The sequence below is a fragment of the Absicoccus porci genome (assembly GCF_003725415.1).
Lineage (GTDB): Bacteria > Bacillota_I > Bacilli_A > Erysipelotrichales > Erysipelotrichaceae > Absicoccus > Absicoccus porci.
In genome coordinates, this window is record NZ_RJQC01000001.1 from 452,835 (window position 1) to 475,261 (window position 22,427).

The following is a 22,427-nucleotide window of genomic DNA, read 5'->3' on the forward strand; positions in this document are numbered from 1 at the left end:
ATGATTGACATGACAAAGGCAGATAAGATATTGATCGTTTGTATCATGATTCTTTCGATTGGTTTGATTTTTCCTTTATTGCACAATGCTCCCACATCAAAAGTGGCAGTTGTTCAAGTGGCCAACAAAGAAGTCTTACGCATCGATCTAACCCAAAATAAAGAATATACCGTCAAAGGGAAATTAGGCCCTGTTCATATTCAAGTAAAAGATGGAGCCGTTCGAGTCCGACAAGAAAACAGTCCCCATCATACCTGTTCGAAACAAGGCTATGTATCCAATGCCAATACCCCCATTGTTTGTCTTCCCAATGAAACGGTCGTTCAAATTGAAGATGGACAAGATTCCAATGAGGATACGGTGATTCAATGATGAATACAAGAAAAAGTGTCAATTTAGGCTTTTTGATGGCCGTTGGCATCTTATTACAGTTGATTGAAAGCTTTGTGCCGATTGTGATGATCGTTCCTGGATTTAAGATTGGTTTGGCGAATTTAGCCAGCTTGTTTGCCTTGATGATCTATGATAAAAAATCCATGTGGATCGTCGGTATCGGACGCATCTTTTTGAGCGCCTTGTTACAAGGAACGTTATTTAGCGTCGCCTTCTGGCTTTCGTTATCGGGTGGATTATTAAGTTTGATAGCGATGTCCATTGCTGCCGATGTAAAAGTCTTTTCCATTTATGGCATATCCATATTAGGTGCTGCTTTCCACAGTGTCGGACAAGTGATTGCGGTCACATGGATCTATCAACAATATTTCATGCAGCTCTTTTTACCCATCTTGTTAGCATTATCAATCGTTAGTGGGTTAGTCGTTGCGATATTATCTCAAAAGATGCTGGATCGATTGAAAGGAAGGATCATTTCATGACGCAACCATATATGGGAGCTCTCAAACAAGTGGAACGCTTGATGCAAGATAGTTTGGGAGTCTATTCACAAAATTCCATGAATCAATTACACGATCTCTGTGTACAAATGAGCCAAGATACCATTTATGATGTGGATTACTTGAAATTAATGGAATTGTATGGCCGGAAATATCGAAAAGAAAAAAATGAAGATGCCTTACGTTATGTTGTCATGCGCATGCAACAAGTCACTTTGGCTCGAAAGAATCCCAAAAGTGCAGCGAAATATAAAGGCATTGTTTTTACCGATAAACCATTAGATAGCTTCACCAAAGCATTTCTTCAAGAATTTCCATTGCTTTTACATACATATGAAGAACGTTATAAAGTACGCATTCTCCAAATGGCTACTTTTGTTTTTGTGATTCTTCTGATACCATTGGTGCTTTTATTTCATTTGTCATTCTTGATCATTTGGCTGCTCTTGCTCCTTCTTTTTGGAATCTTTGTTTATTATACATTTAAGTATGGCTATGAATCCATTGTGAAAGATCAAATTCAAGATCTGATACAATCGGTGGATCCTACCCTAAAAAAATTAGATCAAATGCAGATGTCACAATAATTTGTGACATCTATTTTTTTATTCACAATGGTTGCGAAATTCTTCACAAGCAGTTACAATATACTTAGCTATGCGGAGGTTGTAATGACAACAAATAATAATAATAAAAACGTGCCTAAAGCCACCTTTCAAAGATATCCAGTCTATCTAAAAGCATTACGAAAACTGAAAAAACACGGCGTTGAACGAGTCATGTCCAAGGAATTGGCAGAACTCGTTAACATCGAACCCACAACCATTCGTCGCGATTTTTCTTTCCTAGGCAATCTTGGCAAACAAGGCTATGGCTATAGTGTGGATCGATTGGTAGATATCTTTAATCAACAATTAGGCGTTGATTTTGATGAAAAAATCATTCTCGTTGGAGCGGGTAACTTGGGTCGCGCCTTGATGAACTACAATAAATGGGATTATGTGGTAGGAGAAATCGTCTGTGCGTTTGATCGTGACGAATCAAAGATTGGTATGGAGTTATATGGTGTTCCCGTTTATTCCATCGATGAATTAGAAGAAAGAATTCCATCCGGATGTCACATTGCGATTTTAACAATTACCCACGGTGTTCAAAACACAGTGGATCGTTTAGTGGAATGTGGAATCACCGGAATTATAGACTTTACATCCAAGCATTTTAATGTACCAAAAGGGGTTGTTGTAAAGAGCGTGGATGTGGTATCATCAATACAAGAATTGGTTTTTGAATCCAATTCCATGAATAAAAAAGCATAGAAACAGGACGGACATATCGCCAGTAGCGACTTGTGATGGTGAAAGACAAGAAAAGATATCGAAGAACACCTGTGGAGCTGGACTGGAGAAAATAAGTAGACAGTCTCGTTAGATACGTTACATCTATAAAAAGGGTACATAGTCATATGTAAAATGAGGATGGCACCGCGGTTTATTCAATCGTTCCTTGATGGAACGATTTTTTTATTTGGAGGAGAAAGATAATGTTAGTTAAAAAAATGAAAGAACAAGCAGCCCAAATGGATGGTCAAAAAGTGGAAATCCAAGGTTGGGTACGTACCAATCGAGCAAGTAAAAAAATCGGGTTTATTGTGATCAATGATGGCTCTTGCTTCACCAATGTACAAGTTGTCTATGAACAAGATTTACCAACCTTTGAACAAGCTGGAAAAATCACATTAGGATCTGCCGTTGAAGTCAAAGGAACTTTTGTGTATACACCAAACGGAAAACAATCCTTCGAAATTCATGCGGATTCCATTGAAGTATTAGGCGCATGTGATCATGATTATCCAATTCAAAAGAAACGTCATAGTTTTGAATATATGCGTGAAATTCCCCATATCCGACCTCGCGCCAATAGTTATTATGCGATATTCCGATTGCGTTCGGTTTTAAGTATGGCCATTCATACCTTTTTCCAAGACCAAGGCTTTGTCTATGTACATACGCCAATCATCACGGGAAATGATGCGGAAGGAGCCGGCGAATGCTTTACTGTCACAACTCGAAGTGATGACAAATATGATAAAGATTTCTTTGGCAAACATGCCCAATTAACCGTATCTGGTCAGTTACATGTAGAGCCATTTGCCCTTACATATCGAAATGTCTATACATTTGGACCAACATTCCGTGCCGAAAATTCCAATACAACACGTCATGCATCTGAATTCTGGATGATCGAACCGGAATTGGCTTTTGCTGATTTATCCGATGATATGGACTGCATTGAAGCGATGATCAAATATTGCATCAACTATTGCTTAGAACACGCACCTGAAGAAATGGCCTTCTTCAATCAATATGTAGATAAAGGTGTGATTGATCGTATTAAGCATGTTGCCAATTCCAAATTTGTTCGCATGACCTACACAGAAGCAATCGAACATCTAGAAAAAGTCAAAGATCAATTTGAAAACAAAGATATCTATTGGGGCATGGATCTGCAAAGTGAACATGAACGCTATATTTCTGAAAAAATTGTCAATGGTCCTGTATTCTTGACTGACTATCCAAAAGATATCAAAGCCTTCTATATGCGTGTCAACGATGACAATAAAACTGTAGCCGCTTGCGATTTATTGGTACCATATGTTGGTGAACTGGTAGGCGGCAGTCAACGTGAAGAACGTTATGACGTATTAGAAAGCCGTATGAAAGAATTGGGTATGGACCAATCCATCCTGCAATGGTATCTGGATCTTCGTCGTTTTGGTGGATGTAAACACTCTGGATTTGGACTTGGATTTGATCGTATGTTGATGTATGTCACAGGTATGCAAAATATTCGAGATGTCGAGCCATATCCAAGAACACCAAGAAACTTAATTTTCTAATCGAAGCTGTCACATTGACGGCTTTTTTAAAGTTTGGTATAAATACGGTATGGCAAAGAAAACATTTCATTCGATATCACCAGTTCGTCGTTCTATATTGCTGGTTACGACCATTGCCTTGATCGTCGTTTCGATATTTTTGTACGTTACTCGACCGACAGATGTGGATCGTATCAACGAAACCTATTTAGATACGATTAAAGATACATCCATCTTATCAAAAAATATCAATACATCTTTTAAACAGAACTATCAAGTCAAGACTTACACCATGTATGGAGAATCGTTAAAGTTGTATGATGATACCGCTTTAAATAAAACCGATGATCTCATGGGAGCCAACTTGATTTTAGTCAATGTGGAAACCCAAGAAGAAATAAATTATACCTTTGGTTCGGGAGCTGATGAGGGCATCAAAACCAATCAATTAGATCCCGGCTTGTATGAAGTCTATGTCTATGATCATTTTGTGAAAAAGCGTGTTTACTTCAATAAAAAAGTACATATGGAACCATTTGAGACAGTACGACGCAATCATCACGTTAAACATATTTCGATGGATGCAGACACTGATTATTTAGACGATTATGATATCCACTTAAAGAAGAATTATGCCTTTATTTCGGTAACAGAAAATATCCCGAAAGCGGATACCGTCGATGTGATGATCGATCCTTGTGGAGATATCTATGATACCGAAACCAATCAAGTTGCCGATGGCTTAACAGCAGGTGATCTCACGGAACAAAAAGAAGCCTATGACTTTGCGAAAAAAGTGAAAACCGAATTGGAAAAATATGGTTTAAAAGTCCAATTGACGCGTTCAGAAGATGGAACACCATCGTATAGCGGTCGAAATGGACGCGTTGCGAAAGGGTATGAACATAAAGCAAAAATTTTCTTAAGCGTTGGCTTTAGTCAGTTCGACACGACCGAAAAGCCATTCCTATTGGTATCACCACATACTTCTGGTGTATTGGCTGATAATATTTCCTATATCATGCAAAAAAATGGCATAAAGATGGATGATACCCAATCTACGGCACGGCAAATCCATGAAGATGGCGTGATTTTTGATGGCTACAACGATGAAAATGATAAGTATGAAGTCTGGCCTCAATTACGAGAAAGTGGTGGAAAAGCAATTTTTGCAGGTCGCTACACTTCCTCAAAAGAAAATCAACGCTATAAAGACAATCCGGGTATGTATGGTATCTATTTCCAATTTTTGAATGGGGAAGATAAGAATAGTATTCAGTACTACCAAAAAAATAAGACCAAGATCGTGAAATCATTGGCAAAAGGAATTGCTTATTATTTAGATGTAAAGAAAGAAGGATCAAATTGAAAGTCAGCTTAAGTCGGATCCAGAAAAGCTATGGTACCCAGATGGTTTTGAATGGGGCCGGCTTGACGGTCAAATCAAAAGAAAAAATCGGATTAGTGGGTCGGAATGGATGTGGGAAGACAACCCTGTTGAAAATTATCTGCCAACAAGAAGAACCCGATAGTGGACATGTTGTCATTGCCAATGATACCCATGTCGGCTACTTATCACAAATTACCTTTTACGATCAAGACAATACCGTTTATGAAGAACTATTGACAGCTTTTGATCATGTGCGCCAATTAGAAAAAGAATTATTGAAACAAGCCGATGTATTGGCAACCGATTCAAGTCAGGCACAACTCGAAAAATACGATCGCATGCAAAATGAATTTGAAATGCTCAATGGCTATAATTACGAAGTGGAATTAAAAAATGTGTTCTTCCACTTTTCCTTTACGGAAGACGATTTAAATAAACCCATTCGAGAGTTTTCCAGTGGGCAAAAAACCCGCATTGCCTTGGTGAAATTGTTATTGTCAAAACCAGATGTCTTATTATTAGATGAACCGACTAACCATTTGGATGTTGATTCCATCGAATGGTTGGAAGGATATGTGAAAGCCTACCCCTTTGCCGTCATTGTCGTATCTCATGATCGTGTTTTTCTAGATCATGTTTGTGATGAGATCATTGAAATCGATCATGGCAAAACTTTACGTTTTCCTGGTAATTATACCCATTATGTACAAGCCAAAAAAGAATATATCGCGAAAAATCATGAAGCGTATCTTCGTCAACAACAGGAAATTCAACGTCTAACGGCATTGATTGATAAATTTCATGCCAAAAGTTCCAAAGCTGCTTTTGCGAAATCAAAACAAAAATATTTAGATCGCATGGATAAAATTGAAGATATGCAAGCGAATCAATCGCAAATGCGCGCTCATTTTACGTCCGCTCGAAAAGGTGGCAATCAAGTCTTAGAAGTGGAACATCTACAAGTTGGTTATGACCATGTTTTGAGTACGGTTGATTTTCAATTGCGTAAAGGCTGGCGTATGGCCATTATTGGTCCCAATGGCATTGGCAAAAGTACACTGGTCAAAACATTGATTCAAAAGATCCAACCATTGCATGGAACCTATCATTGGGGCCATCAAATTGATATTGGTTATTTTGATCAAGAAAGTGCCCAGATGACATCCGACAAAAACGTATTAGACACCTTATGGGAACATGATCCCATGGCCAATCAAACGGAAATTCGAAATATTCTGGCTTCTTTCTTGTTTACCGAAGATGAAGTCTTTAAAGATGTGAATACCTTATCGGGTGGGGAACGCGTGCGTTTAGCTTTAGCTTGTCTGATGTTAGAACACGACAATTGTTTGGTTTTGGATGAGCCCACCAATCATTTGGATATTCCCAGCAAAGAAGCATTGGAAGATGCCTTGATGCAATATGATGGAACCTTATTGTTTGTATCCCATGATCGTATGTTTCTAAAGAAAATGGCCGATCATGTCTTGGAAATGGGACCAGAAAGTCATGTATATGCATTATCTTATGATGACTATTTAGCGAAAAAAGCACAATCTGACTTGGTAGAGGAGATACAACCTCAAAAACAAGAAAAGAAGGAATCAAAAGTTTCTTTTCAGGATGCGAAACAATTAAAAAATCGGGTCGCTAAATTGGAAACTTTGTTGGAAACGGCTGAATCTGAATTGGAAGAATTAAGAAATAAACGATTTGAACCCGAATATTATCAAGACTTTCGTAAGATGGACCAGCTCAATGAGAAAATTGATGACAAACATAATGAAATAGCCCATTTAGAACAAGAATGGGAAGAAAAAATGGCACTTTTGGAACAAGTGGATTAGGGCACGAATGTGCTCTTTTTTAATGTGCTATACTAAAGATAAAGGAGGATGGATCCATGGTACATCTACATGCACGTAGCTATTATTCATTACTGCAATCGCCCATGTCCATTCGATCATTAGTCGATACATCCAAATCGATGGGATTGGAGCATGTCGCCTTGACCGATTGGAAATCCATGTATGGAACGATGGCATTTTGGTCGTATGCCCAAAAACAACAAATCCATCCGATTCTTGGTTTAGAAGGCGATTGCATCTATCATGAACAAACCTTTTCCTTTGTTTTTTTGGCTAAAAATGACACCGCTTTGCAGCAACTCTATCATGTTTCCACGCAATGGATGCATGACAAAGAATTTACTCTGGATGAATTAGCCCATCAAACCAGTGCATGCATCGTCATATCAACCGATAGTTTTGAACAATGGATCAATCATAAAGAAACCGATGTATTGATTGAACATTTATCTCATTGTAAGTCATTATGGACCGATTTCTATGTAGGTATGGCCATGAATGATTCTGTCTATCGTAAAGAAATCAATGAAAAAGTGAAAGCTTGTGCGCAGAAGCAAGCTATTTCTACCGTGGCACTTTCTTGTATTTATTATCAAAAACCAGAAGATGTAAAATTGCTGCGGATTTTACGTGCTATCGCTAAACAAACAACCATCCAAGATCAAACCTTAGATGTACAAAACGATCGTTTCATTCGACCCGCGTGGGAAATGAAAAAACTCTATGATCCATCCGATTTGGAAATGACCGATTACATTGCGAGTCAATGCAATGTACAAATGGCCATGAAAAAAAGTCATTTGCCACAATTTGAAAATAAACTCCATATTGATAATACCGACTATTTGATCAAATTAGCCAAAGCCGGATTAAGCAAACGAATGAATCATAAGGTACCGACAACATATGTTAAACGATTGGAATATGAATTATCCGTGATCATCAAAATGGGCTTTACCAATTATTTCTTGATCGTATGGGATTTTATTCGATATGCTCGTTCCCAAAATATTTATGTTGGTCCTGGACGAGGATCGGCCGCTGGTTCTTTGGTTGCGTATTGTTTAGGCATAACGCATATTGACCCTATTAAAAATCATTTATTATTTGAACGATTTTTGAATCCAGAACGAATTTCCATGCCCGATATCGATACCGATTTTCCCGATGATCGACGCGATGAAGTCATTGAATACGTTCGTCAAAAATATGGTGATGCACATGTCGCCCATATTGTTGCTTTTAACACAATGAAAGCCAAAGCGGCATTACGTGATGTGGCTCGGGTATTGAATTATCCTATTCGAAAGGTGGATACCATTGCGAAAACATTGAATCGTGAAACCTTATTGGAAGCCTATCAAAACAATCGAGCCTTTCGTCGATTGATTGACCAAGATAAAGACAGTCAAGAATTGTATGATTGGGCCGCTAAAATCGAAGGTACGCCACGACATATTTCGTTACATGCAGCAGGTATCGTCATTTCCAATCAACCTATTGAAAAGATTTGTCCATTGGTAGCTGTGGATGAAACGGTACAAGCTACGCAATTTCCAATGGAATATTTAGAAGATCTTGGTTTGATCAAAATGGACTTTTTAAGCATTCGGAATCTAACGACAATTGCTTCCATTGTATCGTCGATGGAAAGAAATCAACATCGCAAAATAGATATATTAAAACTGCCTTTAAATGATGCGAAAACGTATCAATTGTTTTCAAAAGGTGATACCATGGGCGTATTTCAGTTGGAATCCGAAGGTATCCGGAAGTTATTGATCCAGATGCAACCCAAACGATTTGAAGATATTGCAGCTGTATTGGCCTTGTATCGACCGGGACCTATGCAAAATATATCTATCTATTTAGAGAATCGTAAAGACCCACGAAAGATTCACTATTTGGATCCACGCTTAGAACCTATCTTAAAAGACACCTATGGTATTATTGTGTACCAGGAACAAATCATGCAGATTGCCCAAACGATTGGTGGCTTTCGATTGGCAGAAGCGGATAATTTACGAAAAGCCATGGGAAAGAAAAAGATGGATTTGATGGTCTCCTATCGTCAACAATTTATCGAGGGAGCTATTCGAAATCAATGTTCCAAAAAAGTAGCTGAGGAAATCTTTGATTTGATGGAACGATTTGCGGAATATGGCTTTAATAAATGTCATAGTTATGCCTATGGCATGGTTGCTTATCAAATGGCTTATTTAAAAGCCAATGCTCCTTTATACTTTTATCAAAGCATATTAAATAGTGTCATTGGTTCGGAAACGAAGACAAGTATGTATATCTATGAATGCCAAAGAAGACATATTTCCATCTTGTATCCAGATGTCAATGCATCTAAAAATGGCTATACGATTGAAAATAAAGGTTTACACATGCCACTGGATGTAATGAAAGGGATTGGCAAACTGGTACAGCAACAATTGGAACCAGGCAAGCCATATAAAGACTATATTGATTTTGTGGTTCGTGCTTCGGCCCATAAAGTCAATGAATCCAATATGCGAATATTGATCGATGGTGGAGCTCTGGATGGTTTCGGATTGAATCGACAAACGATGCAAGAAGCTTTGAGTGATGTCTTGCAATATGCTTCCATTGTTCAAACGGAAACCAAAGAAGGCGTCCTGTTCAATTACGATATAGTGTCCCCACCAAGGATTCTGCCAATGAAAGAAGATCAATTAACACGATCCAAAAAGGAAAAGAATGTCTATGGTTTTTATTTGACGGAACATCCTATCGTTCGTTTGCGCCAACAAATGCGAAATTGTATCCCCATCCAACAAGCCTTACAGACAATGGGGTATATTACCGTTGTGGGACAGATTACTCGTTATCATTTACATCGAACCAAAAAAACACAGGCGATGATGTGTTTTATTACCTTAGAAGATGAAACGGCCCAAATGGATCTAGCCATCATGCCAAGAATGTATGAGAGCGAAAAAGAGAACATTCAAGTGGGGGCGTTTGTGAAAATCAATGGCAAAAAGGATCGAGCGGATTCGATGATTGCCAATTCCATGACATGGATCAAAGAAAAATAATAAAAAGATTGACGGAGACGGCTGGTTTGGATAAAATACTATTGTTGCAGACTCCGCAGTCGGCAACCGCACAGAAAAGGTCTTAAAGTTGTTTAACACACCTTAATGGCGAGTATTCATGAATAGGAGGTGCACATATGTACGCAATTATTGAAACTGGCGGAAAACAAATCAAAGTTGAACAAGATGCTGTAATCTATGTTGAAAAATTGGCTGCTAACGAAGGTGATGAAGTCGTATTCGACAAAGTATTATTCGCAGATGGTAAAATTGGAAAACCATATGTAGAAGGTGCAAAAGTTACAGGTGTCGTTGAAAAACAAGGAAAAGGTAAGAAGATCACAATCGTAAAATACCGTCCTAAGAAGAGTTCAACTCGTCGTAAACAAGGACATCGTCAACCATATACAGCTGTGAAGATTGCTTCTATTGAGGCTTAGTAATGTTCATTGCTGTTCACGAGCAAAGACATCAAAAAAATTGGGAACTCATCGTTGTAAGTGGTCATGAAGATCAACAAGAACATGAGCAATATGCTCTTGTATGTGCCCAAGTGAGTGCCATCAGCGTAGGGATTCTCAATAGCATTGATCAACAATGCCCCAATAGTTGTGAACTAACAATGGAAGATGGCTTTGTGAGTATTCATGTAAAAGAGTCTACCCCTCTTTTACAATCGATTCTTGAGACGTTTGTTATTCAATTGGATACGGTGGCTCAAGTGAATTCGAAAACAATTAAAATAGAGAAAGTTGAGGTGTAACCGACATGAAATTCGTTTTAAATAATCAATTATTCGCTTCGAAAAAGGGAGTTGGTTCGACTAAGAACGGTCGTGACTCTGAATCAAAACGTTTAGGATGCAAAGTTGCTGATGGACAAGCTTGCCATGCAGGAAGCATCATTTATCGTCAACGTGGTACAAAGATTCATCCCGGAACTAACGTAGGTCGTGGTGGCGATGACACATTGTTCGCATTAGTGGATGGTGTTGTTAAATTTGAACGTTTGGGAAAACATAAGAAACAAGTTTCTGTTTACCCACAAGCTTAAGACGAATGACCCCGGCAAAACCGGGGTTTTCTTTTAGAAAGAAGGTGTGGAAATGGCAATGTTTGTCGATCAAGTAAAAGTCAATGTCAAAGCCGGAAATGGCGGAAATGGTATCGTTAGTTTCCGTCATGAAAAATATGTTGCCTATGGCGGTCCCTTTGGCGGTGATGGTGGTAAAGGTGGCGATGTCATCTTTGAAGCCGATCCCAATATGATCACATTGATGGATCTTCGTTATCATCGCAAAATCAAAGCAACGCCAGGAGAAAATGGCAAAACGAAAAAGATGCATGGGGCCAATGGGGAAGACACCATTGTGAAAGTGCCATTGGGAACCATTGTGAAGCATGCCGATACGGGGCAAATCGTAGCCGATCTTACTCAACCTCATCAGCAACAAATTGTTGCTCATGGTGGTCGTGGCGGACGTGGCAATTATCATTTTAAATCCAGTCGGAATACTGCTCCAAAATACGCAGAAGATGGAAAGCCCGGTGAAGAATTTGATTGTATCGTTGAATTACGTGTATTAGCCGATGTCGGTTTGGTTGGTTTCCCTAGTGTTGGTAAATCCACTTTTTTAGATGCGGTCAGTCGTGCCCATCCCGAAATTGGCGATTATCCATTCACTACCCGTGCACCGAATGTTGGGGTTGTTGAAACCAAAGATGGACGAAGTTTCATTTTGGCCGATTTGCCTGGACTGATTGAAGGAGCTAGCCAAGGGAAAGGATTAGGCCATGAATTCTTGAAACATATCGAACGTTGTCGTGTTATCTTACACGTGATCGATATGGGTGGTGAAGAAGGTAGAGATCCGGTCGAAGACTACAAGATCATCAATGATGAACTGGGATCCTATCAGATGCGCTTGTTGGAAAGACCACAAATTGTTGTTGCCAACAAGATGGATCTCGATCATGCCAAAGAAAATCTGCAACGATTTAAAGAAGCGTATCCAGATGTACCTGTTTTTGAAACATGTACGATCATTCATGAAGGTTTGGATCCAGTCTTACGAAAAGCAGCGGATCTATTGGCAACCACACCACCATTCCCAATTATGGATGATATGGGTCAAGATGTCGGTGTGACATACACAATGGAATCCAAACCCAAAGACTTTGAAATTGTGGAAGTGGAACCCCATGTCTTTGAAGTCAAAGGTCCAAAAATTGATCGTTCGTTTGACATTACGAAGCTCAATACGGAAGAAGACTATTATTTATTCAGTCAACGAATGCGTTATATGGGCATTGATGATGCTTTACGCAAAGCGGGTTGTCAAGATGGCGATACCGTACGCATTCATGGATTTGAGTTTGATTTTATTGAAAGCTAAGCAGGACAAAACGTTCTGCTTTTTATTTGTGCTATAATACTTGCATGGAAAATTTAGCACAAAAAGTCTTACAATTCATCGTCCCAGATTCTTCTCAATGGGACTATTGGACACATACACAAAACTTAGCTCCGGTTTCACAAGCCCCATGCATTCAGTCCTTTGTGAATTATATTTTATCCCATAAAAAGGAAAAAATATTTGTGGGTGGAGATTATGATTGCGATGGTATTTTGGCAACGACCATCATGGTCCATGGATTACGACGTTTAGGAATCGAAGTGGGGTATTATATTCCAGATCGGATTCGAGAAGGGTATGGCCTCCATCCAGAAACGGTCCAGATGGCACATGCTAAGGGATATACAACCATTATTACGGTAGATAATGGGGTAAAAGCCATCGATGCATTGGAAAAAGCCAAATCCTATGGGATGACAACCATTGTAACCGATCATCATGAAATTGAAGAGGAAGTTCCGTGTGATATTCTTGTTCATCCGACGCATATGGAACCCATCTTTTCAACGTTATGTGGCGCAGCTGTTGCGTTTGAATGCATCCGTGCTTTAGGCGTAGTGACAACGTATGACTTAGAACTTGCTGCCATTGCCAGTATTGGAGATGTCATGATTGTCAAAGGACAAACGAGGGCCATCATCCAACAAGGCTTACAATTATTAAATGCAAAAGCTGAGTATCATATTTCACCCTTGGCAAGAGATCGACAATTAAATGAAGTCAATGTAGGCTTTCAAATTGTTCCAAAGTTAAATGCCGTAGGTCGATTATCCAATTTAGGAAATGTGAATACTGTTGTTCGATATTTTTTATGTAGTGATCGCAGTCAATTATTTTCTTTCCAGCAACAAATCAATCAATTGAATGAGCGAAGGAAAGATTTATCGATGCAAATGGTTAAACATGCCAAAGATAAATGTGCTTTACAAGAAGATGTGATACTGGTCAGTGATGCCTCTTATCATGAAGGGATCATTGGTTTAGTTGCAGGGAATTTATGCAATGCCTATCATAAACCAGCCATTGTTATGACCAAAAATCAAGAAGGATATAAAGCTTCCATGCGTTCACCAGAAGGCTTTAACTGCATGACCTTTTTAAAAGATTTTCCATCGTATTCCACATTTGGAGGACATGCGCAAGCGGCTGGCTTTAGCTTAAGTCCGCAAGATTATACTGCATTTAAAAAATACATACATGATCAGATTCAAACATTCACATGGGAAGAACCGGATTTGGAAACATTAGTGGTATTACCCGAAGAATTGACTTTATCGGCGATCCAAAGTTTAGATCAACTACGACCTTTTGGTCCTGGTTTTCGTTGTCCTTCTTTTGAATTGATCCAACCAACGATTGAATCCATATCTCCTATTCAAAATGGGAAACATGTGCGGTATGTGCTAATCAATGGCTTGGAATGTATGAATTTCAATCAAACCGAGGAAGAGAAACAAAAAAGTGTCAATCAAATCTATAGTTTTGTTGGTCAGGTACAAATTAATCAATTTCGAGGAAAAAGAAAACCATCTTTTATCATCGAAAAAATCAATTATATTGGCTAGTTATGCCATCGTGTTGTAAAATAGCGATATATAGTAGTAAGAAAAGAGGACAAAATCATTATGGATATTAAAAACTATATTGCCAGTATTCCTGGTTTTCCGAAAGAAGGAATTATTTTTAGAGATATTACACCAATCCTTCAAGATCCCCAAGCATTACGTTATGTAACAGATACGTTTGTAGATTTTGTGAAAAAAACCGATGCGGATTTTGTGATTGGACCGGAAGCGCGTGGCTTCTTATTCGGCGTACCCGTTGCTCTAGAATGTAACCTTGGATTTGCACCAATCCGTAAACCAGGTAAATTACCACGGGAATCAATTTCTGTGAAATATGGTTTAGAATATGGTGAAGATGAATTATGTATGCATACCGACGCTATCAAACCAGGACAAAAAGTTGTCGTAATCGATGATTTGTTGGCAACGGGTGGAACCACAGAAGCTGCCATTCAATTGGTTGAACAAATGGGTGGTAAAGTCGTTGGTTGTGGCTTTGTGATTGAATTGGATGATCTACATGGTCGAGATAAGATTGGTGATATTCCAGTTTGTTCATTAGCTCATTATGCGGGCGAATAATTCATAATAGAAAGAGAGGGTATGGATATGAGTGAATTTAAAGAAGTTTCTTTTGAAGAATGTATGGAACATGTGAAGACTTATATCCATAACTCGGATAGTTTAGAGAAAATCCAGGAAGCTTACGAATTTGCTTCGGAAGTTCACAAAACGCAAAAGCGTAAAAGTGGAGCCCCCTATATTACCCATTGCATTCAAGTTGCGGATACGTTAGCTTTGATTCATTGTGGACCAAGAACCATCGAAGCCGGTTTGTTGCATGATACAGTGGAAGATTGTGAAGGCGTCACCTACGATACGATCAAGGAAAAGTTTGGTGAAGAAGTAGCCGAAATGGTAGAAGCGGTCACCAAGGTTGGTAAAATCAAATTTCAAGATGAAGAAGATTATCAAGCCAGCAATCATCGGAAGTTATTTATTGCGATGGCAAAAGATGTGCGTGTCATCTATATTAAGTTAGCCGATCGTTTGCACAATATGCGTACGCTTCAATATATGAAACCAGAAAAGCAGCAACGCATTTCCAAGGAAACTTTAAGTGTTTATGCCCCCATTGCTCATCGATTAGGAATGAATGAAATCAAGAGTGAATTGGAAGATCTTTCCTTTAAATACTTAAAACCAAGAGAATATGAGAACATCAAAGAATTGGTTCAAACCCGCGTTTCTGAGAGAAATGAACAAGTGCAAATGATGATCAAAGATATCCAAACAATTTTGAATTCGTATCATATTCCATATCGTATCTTTGGTCGAAGCAAACATTTTTATTCCATCTATAAAAAGATGGTCAATAAAAATAAACGATTTGAAGAAATCTTAGATTTATATGCGATTCGTATCATTACCGATACAGTTACCCATTGTTATGAGATATTGGGGTATATCCATGCAACGTATCGTCCAATTCCTGGTCGATTCAAAGATTATATTGCGATGCCGAAAGCAAATTTATATCAATCTTTGCATACAACGATCGTAGAACCAACGCATGGAAATATTTTTGAGGTCCAAATTCGTACCGAAGAAATGGATGAAGTAGCTGAACGGGGTGTGGCTGCCCATTGGAAATACAAAGAAAATAGTAATTTTAATCATCAGACACGACAAAAAGATATCGAGGATTCATTAGCTTGGTTCCGTGATTTTTCACAAATGACGGATGAAGAGAGCGAAGATGCCAAAGAATATATGTCAGTCCTTCAAAAAGATATTTTTGAGGCCAATGTCTATTGCTTAACACCAAGAGGACGAGTCATTACATTACCGCCTGGTTCTTGTCCGATTGACTTTGCCTATCGAATCCATACCGATGTGGGTCATAAAACAGTGGGTGCCAAAGTCAATGGTGCCATTGTTCCATTAAATACAAAATTAAATAATGGAGATGTGGTGGAGATTCTCACCAATAAGAATTCACCAGGTCCATCGCCAGATTGGATCAAGATCGTTCGAAGCGGTCATGCACGAAATAAAATTCGTTCATTCCTGCAAAAGAAAAATCGTGAAGAACAGAAAGAAATGATCAAACAGGGCGAACAGATGTTGAAAGAAGAAATCAGCCGGCGGAATTTAGATGAGAAGTTAATTGAGCCACAACGTTTGGAAACGATCATTGGTTCTTTATCGTATAAAACATTGGATGACTTTTATATTGGTTTGGCAAATAAGCGAGTATCGATGCAAGCTGTCATGGATCGTATCGATACAACCAAAGCGAAAGCCATGGAAGATGATGACATCATCAAATTGTACAATAAACCGAATGCAAATCGGAAAAAATCGGAAACCGGTGTAATCGTACCGGGTATTGATACCATTGCGGTATCACTGGCCAATTGTTGTCAACCGATTCCTGGTGATGAAATTGTAGGTTTTATTTCGCAAGGACATGGTGTGAAAGTGCATCGTAAAGATTGTCCGAATGTAGCCCATGAAACAAAACGGCTGATTCCGGTACAATGGGAAGATGACCTAGAAGAAAAACAGTATGAAGCGCAATTAGTCATTCATAGCGATGATCGCAATTACTTATTGAGTGATATTGTGACGGTGATCCAACAATGTAATGTCAATTTACGTCATGTGGATTCCGGTGTTGATACGAATAGTTTGACAGCGACCACAAAATTGACAGTAGGTGTTAAAAATGCGGCTCATCTTCAAAATTTAATGGCAAATCTGAAAAAGGTTCGTTCGGTTCGCGATGTGATTCGAGTCATACAATAAAAAAGAGGTTGTTCAGTGCAACCTCTTTTTTAGTTCAATCTTGATATAAAGAAGACGAGAAGCGATTTCTCGTAAAATATGTTTGGGACGATGTTCTGGATACCAGATGGCACTGTGTTGATGAAAATGCTTTTTGGCGATGGCACAGGCACGACGTGCATGCGTTCCACTGGTGATGATCAAAACCGGATGATCCTGGATGATTTTTTTGGAGTACACCATATTTTCCCATGTATTTTTTGACTGGGTCTCACATAGAATGGGCATTTGGCATTGCTTTAGAATATAGTCTTTCATTGCCAAGGATTCGGTATACTGGTTCTTTACAGCGCCACCCGTAATGACCAACGTTTCAAATTCATGATTTTGATAGGCTTCTATAGCTCTTTGGCAACGTTTTTTAGCCGATGTGCATAAACGACCATCATCATGACATGGACATCCCAATAATAGAGCGTAGGGATATACACCTTTCTGTTTTGGAATGGGTGGAAAGTAATGTTCATAAATAAGGACACATAAAAGAACCAAAAGTAAAAGTAAGATCATATTTTTAAGACCGCCTTTCTTTGAATCGGGTGAGGTTGCACACTATTGTATAGGGTAATAGTTTGATTTTCGATATATTGGTCAAATGCATTCATTTCTTTAAATTTTGTGGCCACCAAATCATGATCTTTCAATAATTGTTGGCCTTTCTCATTGAACCCTAAGACGATCAAGGAACGAAATTGGTCATGTTTTTTCATCATTTCTTTGGTGATCTGTAATAAAATCATCAAACACGTTCGTTGAATTCGTGATTTGGAGTAGGTCTTGGAAATCGAAGCCTCTAAAAAAGCAGGCCATGTATTTTCTTTTGCGGCTTTCTTTAAGCGATATTCAATGCCTTCATTTACCAAAAAAAATTGTTCGAGTGTTTGTGCTGGTGTTAATTGTAAGAATGTTTTTAAGTAGGGATAATAGTTTTCCCAGCGTTGTTGGCTTTGAAAATAGGTATCAAAAAGCACTTTCTTATTGGAAAAATAATCCTTGCGTGTTTGGGTTGCGGATGGATAGGTTTTATTTCTTTGCATCGATTCTGGAATGATTCCCATTTCTTTGCATTCATGTACATAATGTATAGCCAATTGATCATTGGGCAATAGATCCAATTGGAGATTATGATTCATGCTGGTGGATGCATTGATTGTTTTGGATTGGATGGAATCATATATTGTTTCTAATCGATGGATATCATTGGATTCTGAACCAAATAGCAAGTGATCAATGGGAACTTGTTGTAGAGCTTGTAAACTATATTTCGCAAAATAAGCCGCACTTTGTGCCGTATAACAGACTGGCAGACCAATGACTAGATCAGCACCGTAGTTCAAACTCAATCGAGCTTTATCTTCCGGTAATAGCAAAGAGGGCAATCCTCGTTGACTATAATACATCGAAGTTATGATTACGATGGTATCAAAATGTTGTTTGGCATATTGTAGCTGATAGACATGTCCTCGATGAAAAGGATTGTATTCAGCAATGATTCCACAGATTGACATACCTATAGTCTAACATATTTTATTGACATTCTTGTGTGCTTTTACTATAATATCAAATGCGACATGAGGTGAAGATCGTGAAATTTACAAAAACAGACTTCTTGCATTCCGAAAATGGAATCATACATATTGATGAACATCTCGCTATGGAAGAAAACGATCTACTCCATCATACTCAAGTTAAGTCCATTCCTGAAGTGCATGTTACAGGTACTTTACAGTTTGACGGAAACGCACTGGTTTTCTCTGATTTGGACATGGACGGTGTGATGATCGTTTGTGATTCGATTACTTCAGAGGATATCGAAGTGACATTTGACACGACGTCGCAATCAACCTACTCATTTGTTCGACTCGATCAATTGGATGAGGAAGATGATGAGATCATTGTAGTGAAACATGACTCCATTGATCTGAATCCGGAAATATTTGAGACCGTGCTTTTAGAGGCACCAATCAGTATTAGCCGATTACCGCGTGACCAATATCCAAAAGGAGATGGTTGGCAGTTGCTTTCTGATCAAGATCCGCAAGAGGATGAAGATACGATCGATCCACGATGGGCAAAGTTAAGTGAATTCAAACTGGATGATGATGACTAGGAGGTGCGAGCATGGCAGTTCAACAAAGACGAGGATCTAAAACACGTAAGGGAAAACGTAGAAGTCACTATAAATTAGTGCCACCAACATTGGTTCGTTGCCCTAACTGTGGCGAATACAAATTAGCTCACAAGATGTGTTCTTGTGGAGAATATCACGGTCGCCAAGTCGTTGAAAAGTAATCCTTAGGCATAGATGAAAGTCTATGCTTTTTTTAATTAAATTTTGTACTTTCCATAGCCTTTGTTTGCTATAATAAAAATAGTTAAGTTAGGAGGTTATCTCATGTTGATCAAAGATGACGCCTTGCGAGCAGCTGTTGCTTCAGCCCTACGCATTAAAGAAGACGAAATTACACCAGAAAAAATGAAAGAACTGATAAATCTACAAGTTCCTGGTAAAGAAATTGAATGTTTAGATGGTTTGGAATATGCCGAAAATTTAGAACGTTTAAATGCATCCAATAATAAGTTACAAACGTTAGAGCCTATTAAGGATCTTCGCAACTTGGAAGATCTAAATGTATCGATCAACCAATTACGCGATATTCAAGCTTTGCATGGATTTCGACAATTGAAACGATTGGATATTTCTCGTAACAATTTGTATACGATGGATGTATCCAGTATTGCTGCCATGATTGATCTAGAATATTTGAATTTGGAGCGATCAAAGATTGATAGTATCGAATATATTGAGCATTGTCGTAAGTTGGAAACAATTTACATCAATACCGAAAATGGTCCATTTAGCTATGCGATATTAGGCACACTGAAACACTTAAAGAAATTAAAGATGGCCAGAATGCGTTTATTTGATGTAGAAGATCTGACATATTTATCTCATATTGAAGAACTGGATCTATCTACCAATTTGATGTCTGATTTGTCACCATTGTTGTCAATGACAAACTTGACAAAGTTGGATGTTTCAAACTGTCCATATTTAACAGAATATGATATTTTATCCAAGTTCCCAAAATTAAAGATCTTGAACATTTCGTATAATCATCCAAAGAACTTTGATTTCCTCAAAAAACTTCATTACATTGAAGAAATCTATATGGAACAAACGGGATTTACGGATATGCGCTTATTGAATGGTTTTCCAAACCTGCGTATGGTGAATGTATCCAAGAATACATTGACTCACTTGAATGAATTTACGAATGTAAAGAATCTAGAGGCTTTTTCGGCTCGTTTCTGTCAGATTTATGACATTGGTTTCTTAAAGAATGCCACAAAACTTGTGCATTTGGATTTGTATACCAATCATATCAGTAATATTGATGTCTTAAAAGGATGCAAACAAATGGTGGATCTGAATTTGGCAAGAAATAGTGTGAAGGATATCAATTGTCTAAAACAAATGAAATTATTAGGCATTCTGTCATTGGAAGATAATGATGTCAAAGATATTTCGGTATTAGGCAATCTAGAAAATTTATGCAATGTCGATCTCTACAACAATATCATCACCGATCTGCGTCCATTAGAGAAATGTCCATTTATTTCTTATTTACGCTTGGATCATAATGCAATTAGTGATTTGACACCGTTATCACATCTACAATTCTTGTGTTCTTTAACATTGAAAGGCAACTACATCACGGATGTAACCCCATTAAAAGATCTTCAATTATTGGAGGCATTGCGTTTGGATGATAATCCAATTGCAGATACTTCGGTACTGGAGAGCATGGAATTCTATGATAAATTTACTGACTAGGTCCGATTAACGGGCCTTTTCATTTCATGCATGGGTAGTTGACTTTCATAGAGTGTGATAAAATAGAATTATGGCAAAAACAAAAGCAAGTGGGGCTCGTTTTATTGAGATCCTGTCCATTTTACGCAAACACAAAATACAGAAAGGTATGGATCCAGTAAAATTTCGTGAAATCTTAGAAGATTTAGGACCTACATTTGTGAAAATTGGACAAATCATGTCAACGCGACAAGATATGTTCTCACAACGATATTGTAAAGAGCTGGAGAAATTAAGATCCAATGTACGACCTATGCCTATGTCGGATGTGGATATGGTTTTGACACGCGCGTTTGGTCCCAATTGGCATACCCTTTTTCCATATTTTGATGAAGATCCTTTGGGTTCGGCATCGATTGCGCAAGTGCATGCCGCAAAACTGGCAAATGGCGAGCATGTGGTTGTGAAGATTCAGCGTCCGAATATTTATCAAATCATGGAACGAGATATCAAATTGGTCCGAAAAGCAGCTCGTTTCCTGAATTTATCCGATATTGTGAGTTCTGTTGTTGATTTAGATATGGTTTTGGATGAATTTTGGACCACATCGCAACAAGAAATGGACTTTACGATTGAAGCTCGTTTTGCGAAACGCTTTAAAGAAACGTATGCGGATGTAAAATATATCGATGCACCATGCATTTATGATCAATATACCTCTCGTTATGTTTTGGTCATGGAATATATTGATGGCATCGATGTGAATCAATCGGCCCAATTGGATGATCATGGCTATGATCGAAAGGATCTAGCTAAAAAACTGGCATACAACTATATTTCCCAGATTATTGAAAATGGTTTTTTTCATGCGGATCCTCATTCTGGTAATATTCGAATTCGTGATGATGTGATCGTATGGATTGATTTTGGTATGATGGGAACGCTTGATACACGTGAGCGAGAAATTATGAAAGATGCGGTACAAGCCATCGCCATGCGCGATACGATGAGTGTTGTAGATGATATTTTGGCGATAGGAAAACCTAAAAAAGAAATTGATTATGCGAAATTCATGGTTGAAATTGAAGAGTTCATGAATCAATACATCAACATGCCGTTTTCGCAGATTGATATTGCGAAAATGATTCAAGATGTTTTTGCGATTTGCCATAACTATCGCATTCAATTGCCAAAAGGCGTATCCATGTTAGCACGTTCGATGACGGTCATGGAAGCGACCTTGGAAGATTTAGATCCAAACACAAATATGTTGCAGATTGCCGCCAATCATAAAGCAACGATGCGTCAATTCCATTTGAAACATGAGTTCAAACAATGGATACGAGATAATGCACGTGCCTATGAAAAAACCTTGCATATTCCTGGACAAACCAGTGATGTGTTAAAGATGCTCGAACGCGGACAATTAAAGATGAACCTCAATCTATTAGGGTCCAATCAGCCCATCGCGAAATTGGATCGTATGGTCAATCGTTTGATTGTTTGTATTTTAATTTCTGCAATCTTATTAGGATCCAGTCTATTATGTATGACAAATATGAAACCAGAAATTTTAGGTATACCTGCCTTGGGATTCATTGGCTTTGTGGTTGCCATTTTGATGAGTTTCTGGCTCTTTGTGAAAATGTTGGTATTACATCGACGAAATAAAATGTTCTAAGCTT

21 protein-coding genes and 1 other annotated feature are annotated in these 22,427 nt (G+C 38.3%); of the genes, 19 read left to right on the top strand and 2 right to left on the bottom strand.

Features of this window, described 5'->3' with window-relative positions:
- The 15 genes from EDX97_RS02320 to EDX97_RS02390 all read left to right on the top strand — a co-directional run bounded on the left by EDX97_RS02320 (window position 1) and on the right by EDX97_RS02390 (window position 16,886).
- Entirely contained in the window at window positions 1–372 is a 372-nt protein-coding gene (locus tag EDX97_RS02320) for a NusG domain II-containing protein (RefSeq protein WP_245977980.1), read from the top strand.
- Window positions 372–875 (top strand): Gx transporter family protein, encoded by a 504-nt coding sequence (locus EDX97_RS02325; RefSeq protein ID WP_128519574.1) that lies wholly within the window; start codon window positions 372–374, stop codon window positions 873–875. Before EDX97_RS02320 ends, EDX97_RS02325 begins: the two co-directional genes overlap by 1 nt.
- Window positions 872–1,480 (top strand): hypothetical protein, encoded by a 609-nt coding sequence (locus EDX97_RS02330; RefSeq protein ID WP_128519575.1) that lies wholly within the window; start codon window positions 872–874, stop codon window positions 1,478–1,480. Before EDX97_RS02325 ends, EDX97_RS02330 begins: the two co-directional genes overlap by 4 nt.
- 84 nt (window positions 1,481–1,564) lie before the next feature.
- Window positions 1,565–2,209, top strand: coding sequence for a redox-sensing transcriptional repressor Rex (locus EDX97_RS02335; protein ID WP_128519576.1), 645 nt, complete (start codon window positions 1,565–1,567; stop codon window positions 2,207–2,209).
- 224 nt (window positions 2,210–2,433) lie between these two features.
- Window positions 2,434–3,789 carry an asparagine--tRNA ligase gene (asnS, locus tag EDX97_RS02340; RefSeq protein ID WP_128519577.1) on the top strand — a complete coding sequence of 452 codons (1,356 nt, stop codon included), beginning with the start codon at window positions 2,434–2,436 and terminating at the stop codon, window positions 3,787–3,789.
- A gap of 49 nt (window positions 3,790–3,838) precedes the next feature.
- Window positions 3,839–5,137, top strand: a complete 1,299-nt coding sequence (locus EDX97_RS02345; RefSeq protein WP_128519578.1) for an N-acetylmuramoyl-L-alanine amidase — start codon at window positions 3,839–3,841, stop codon at window positions 5,135–5,137.
- On the top strand, window positions 5,134–7,005 hold the full coding sequence (locus EDX97_RS02350; RefSeq protein ID WP_128519579.1) for an ABC-F family ATP-binding cassette domain-containing protein: 1,872 nt from the start codon (window positions 5,134–5,136) through the stop codon (window positions 7,003–7,005). Before EDX97_RS02345 ends, EDX97_RS02350 begins: the two co-directional genes overlap by 4 nt.
- Window positions 7,006–7,061: 56 nt before the next feature.
- Window positions 7,062–10,094, top strand: a complete 3,033-nt coding sequence (locus EDX97_RS02355) for a DNA polymerase III subunit alpha (protein WP_128519580.1) — start codon at window positions 7,062–7,064, stop codon at window positions 10,092–10,094.
- A 54-nt stretch (window positions 10,095–10,148) separates the two neighbouring features.
- Window positions 10,149–10,220 (top strand) — a sequence feature (ribosomal protein L21 leader region).
- An 11-nt stretch (window positions 10,221–10,231) separates the two neighbouring features.
- Entirely contained in the window at window positions 10,232–10,534 is a 303-nt protein-coding gene (gene rplU, locus EDX97_RS02360) for a 50S ribosomal protein L21 (protein ID WP_128519581.1), read from the top strand.
- 2 nt (window positions 10,535–10,536) lie between these two features.
- A complete protein-coding gene (locus tag EDX97_RS02365) occupies window positions 10,537–10,857 on the top strand; it encodes a ribosomal-processing cysteine protease Prp (protein ID WP_128519582.1) in 321 nt (106 codons plus the stop codon).
- Window positions 10,858–10,862: 5 nt separating this feature from the next.
- Window positions 10,863–11,147 (top strand): 50S ribosomal protein L27, encoded by a 285-nt coding sequence (rpmA, locus tag EDX97_RS02370; RefSeq protein ID WP_128519583.1) that lies wholly within the window; start codon window positions 10,863–10,865, stop codon window positions 11,145–11,147.
- A gap of 58 nt (window positions 11,148–11,205) precedes the next feature.
- The gene (gene obgE, locus EDX97_RS02375; protein ID WP_128520019.1) at window positions 11,206–12,489 is read left to right on the top strand and encodes a GTPase ObgE; all 1,284 of its coding nucleotides are present in this window, start codon (window positions 11,206–11,208) and stop codon (window positions 12,487–12,489) included.
- A gap of 44 nt (window positions 12,490–12,533) precedes the next feature.
- Window positions 12,534–14,075 carry a single-stranded-DNA-specific exonuclease RecJ gene (locus EDX97_RS02380; RefSeq protein WP_128519584.1) on the top strand — a complete coding sequence of 514 codons (1,542 nt, stop codon included), beginning with the start codon at window positions 12,534–12,536 and terminating at the stop codon, window positions 14,073–14,075.
- A 60-nt stretch (window positions 14,076–14,135) separates the two neighbouring features.
- On the top strand, window positions 14,136–14,657 hold the full coding sequence (locus EDX97_RS02385) for an adenine phosphoribosyltransferase (protein ID WP_128519585.1): 522 nt from the start codon (window positions 14,136–14,138) through the stop codon (window positions 14,655–14,657).
- 27 nt (window positions 14,658–14,684) lie between these two features.
- Entirely contained in the window at window positions 14,685–16,886 is a 2,202-nt protein-coding gene (locus tag EDX97_RS02390; RefSeq protein WP_128519586.1) for a RelA/SpoT family protein, read from the top strand.
- Window positions 16,887–16,898: 12 nt separating this feature from the next.
- On the opposite strand, the gene EDX97_RS02395 is transcribed toward EDX97_RS02390, so the two are convergent.
- Together EDX97_RS02395 and EDX97_RS02400 are read right to left on the bottom strand one after the other, a co-directional pair.
- A complete protein-coding gene (locus tag EDX97_RS02395) occupies window positions 16,899–17,435 on the bottom strand; it encodes a YdcF family protein (protein WP_128519587.1) in 537 nt (178 codons plus the stop codon).
- Window positions 17,432–18,433 (bottom strand): nucleotidyltransferase family protein, encoded by a 1,002-nt coding sequence (locus EDX97_RS02400; protein WP_128519588.1) that lies wholly within the window; start codon window positions 18,431–18,433, stop codon window positions 17,432–17,434. Before EDX97_RS02400 ends, EDX97_RS02395 begins: the two co-directional genes overlap by 4 nt.
- 77 nt (window positions 18,434–18,510) lie before the next feature.
- On the opposite strand from EDX97_RS02400, the gene EDX97_RS02405 reads away from it, so the two are divergent.
- The 4 genes from EDX97_RS02405 (at window position 18,511) to EDX97_RS02420 (ending at window position 22,423) form a co-directional block, all read left to right on the top strand.
- A complete protein-coding gene (locus EDX97_RS02405) occupies window positions 18,511–19,035 on the top strand; it encodes a YceD family protein (RefSeq protein WP_173445805.1) in 525 nt (174 codons plus the stop codon).
- Window positions 19,036–19,046: 11 nt separating this feature from the next.
- Window positions 19,047–19,217 (top strand): 50S ribosomal protein L32, encoded by a 171-nt coding sequence (rpmF, locus tag EDX97_RS02410; RefSeq protein ID WP_128519590.1) that lies wholly within the window; start codon window positions 19,047–19,049, stop codon window positions 19,215–19,217.
- A gap of 103 nt (window positions 19,218–19,320) precedes the next feature.
- On the top strand, window positions 19,321–20,763 hold the full coding sequence (locus EDX97_RS02415) for a leucine-rich repeat domain-containing protein (protein WP_128519591.1): 1,443 nt from the start codon (window positions 19,321–19,323) through the stop codon (window positions 20,761–20,763).
- 70 nt (window positions 20,764–20,833) lie between these two features.
- Window positions 20,834–22,423, top strand: a complete 1,590-nt coding sequence (locus EDX97_RS02420) for an ABC1 kinase family protein (RefSeq protein ID WP_128519592.1) — start codon at window positions 20,834–20,836, stop codon at window positions 22,421–22,423.
- The last annotated feature ends 4 nt before the right edge of the window (window positions 22,424–22,427 follow it).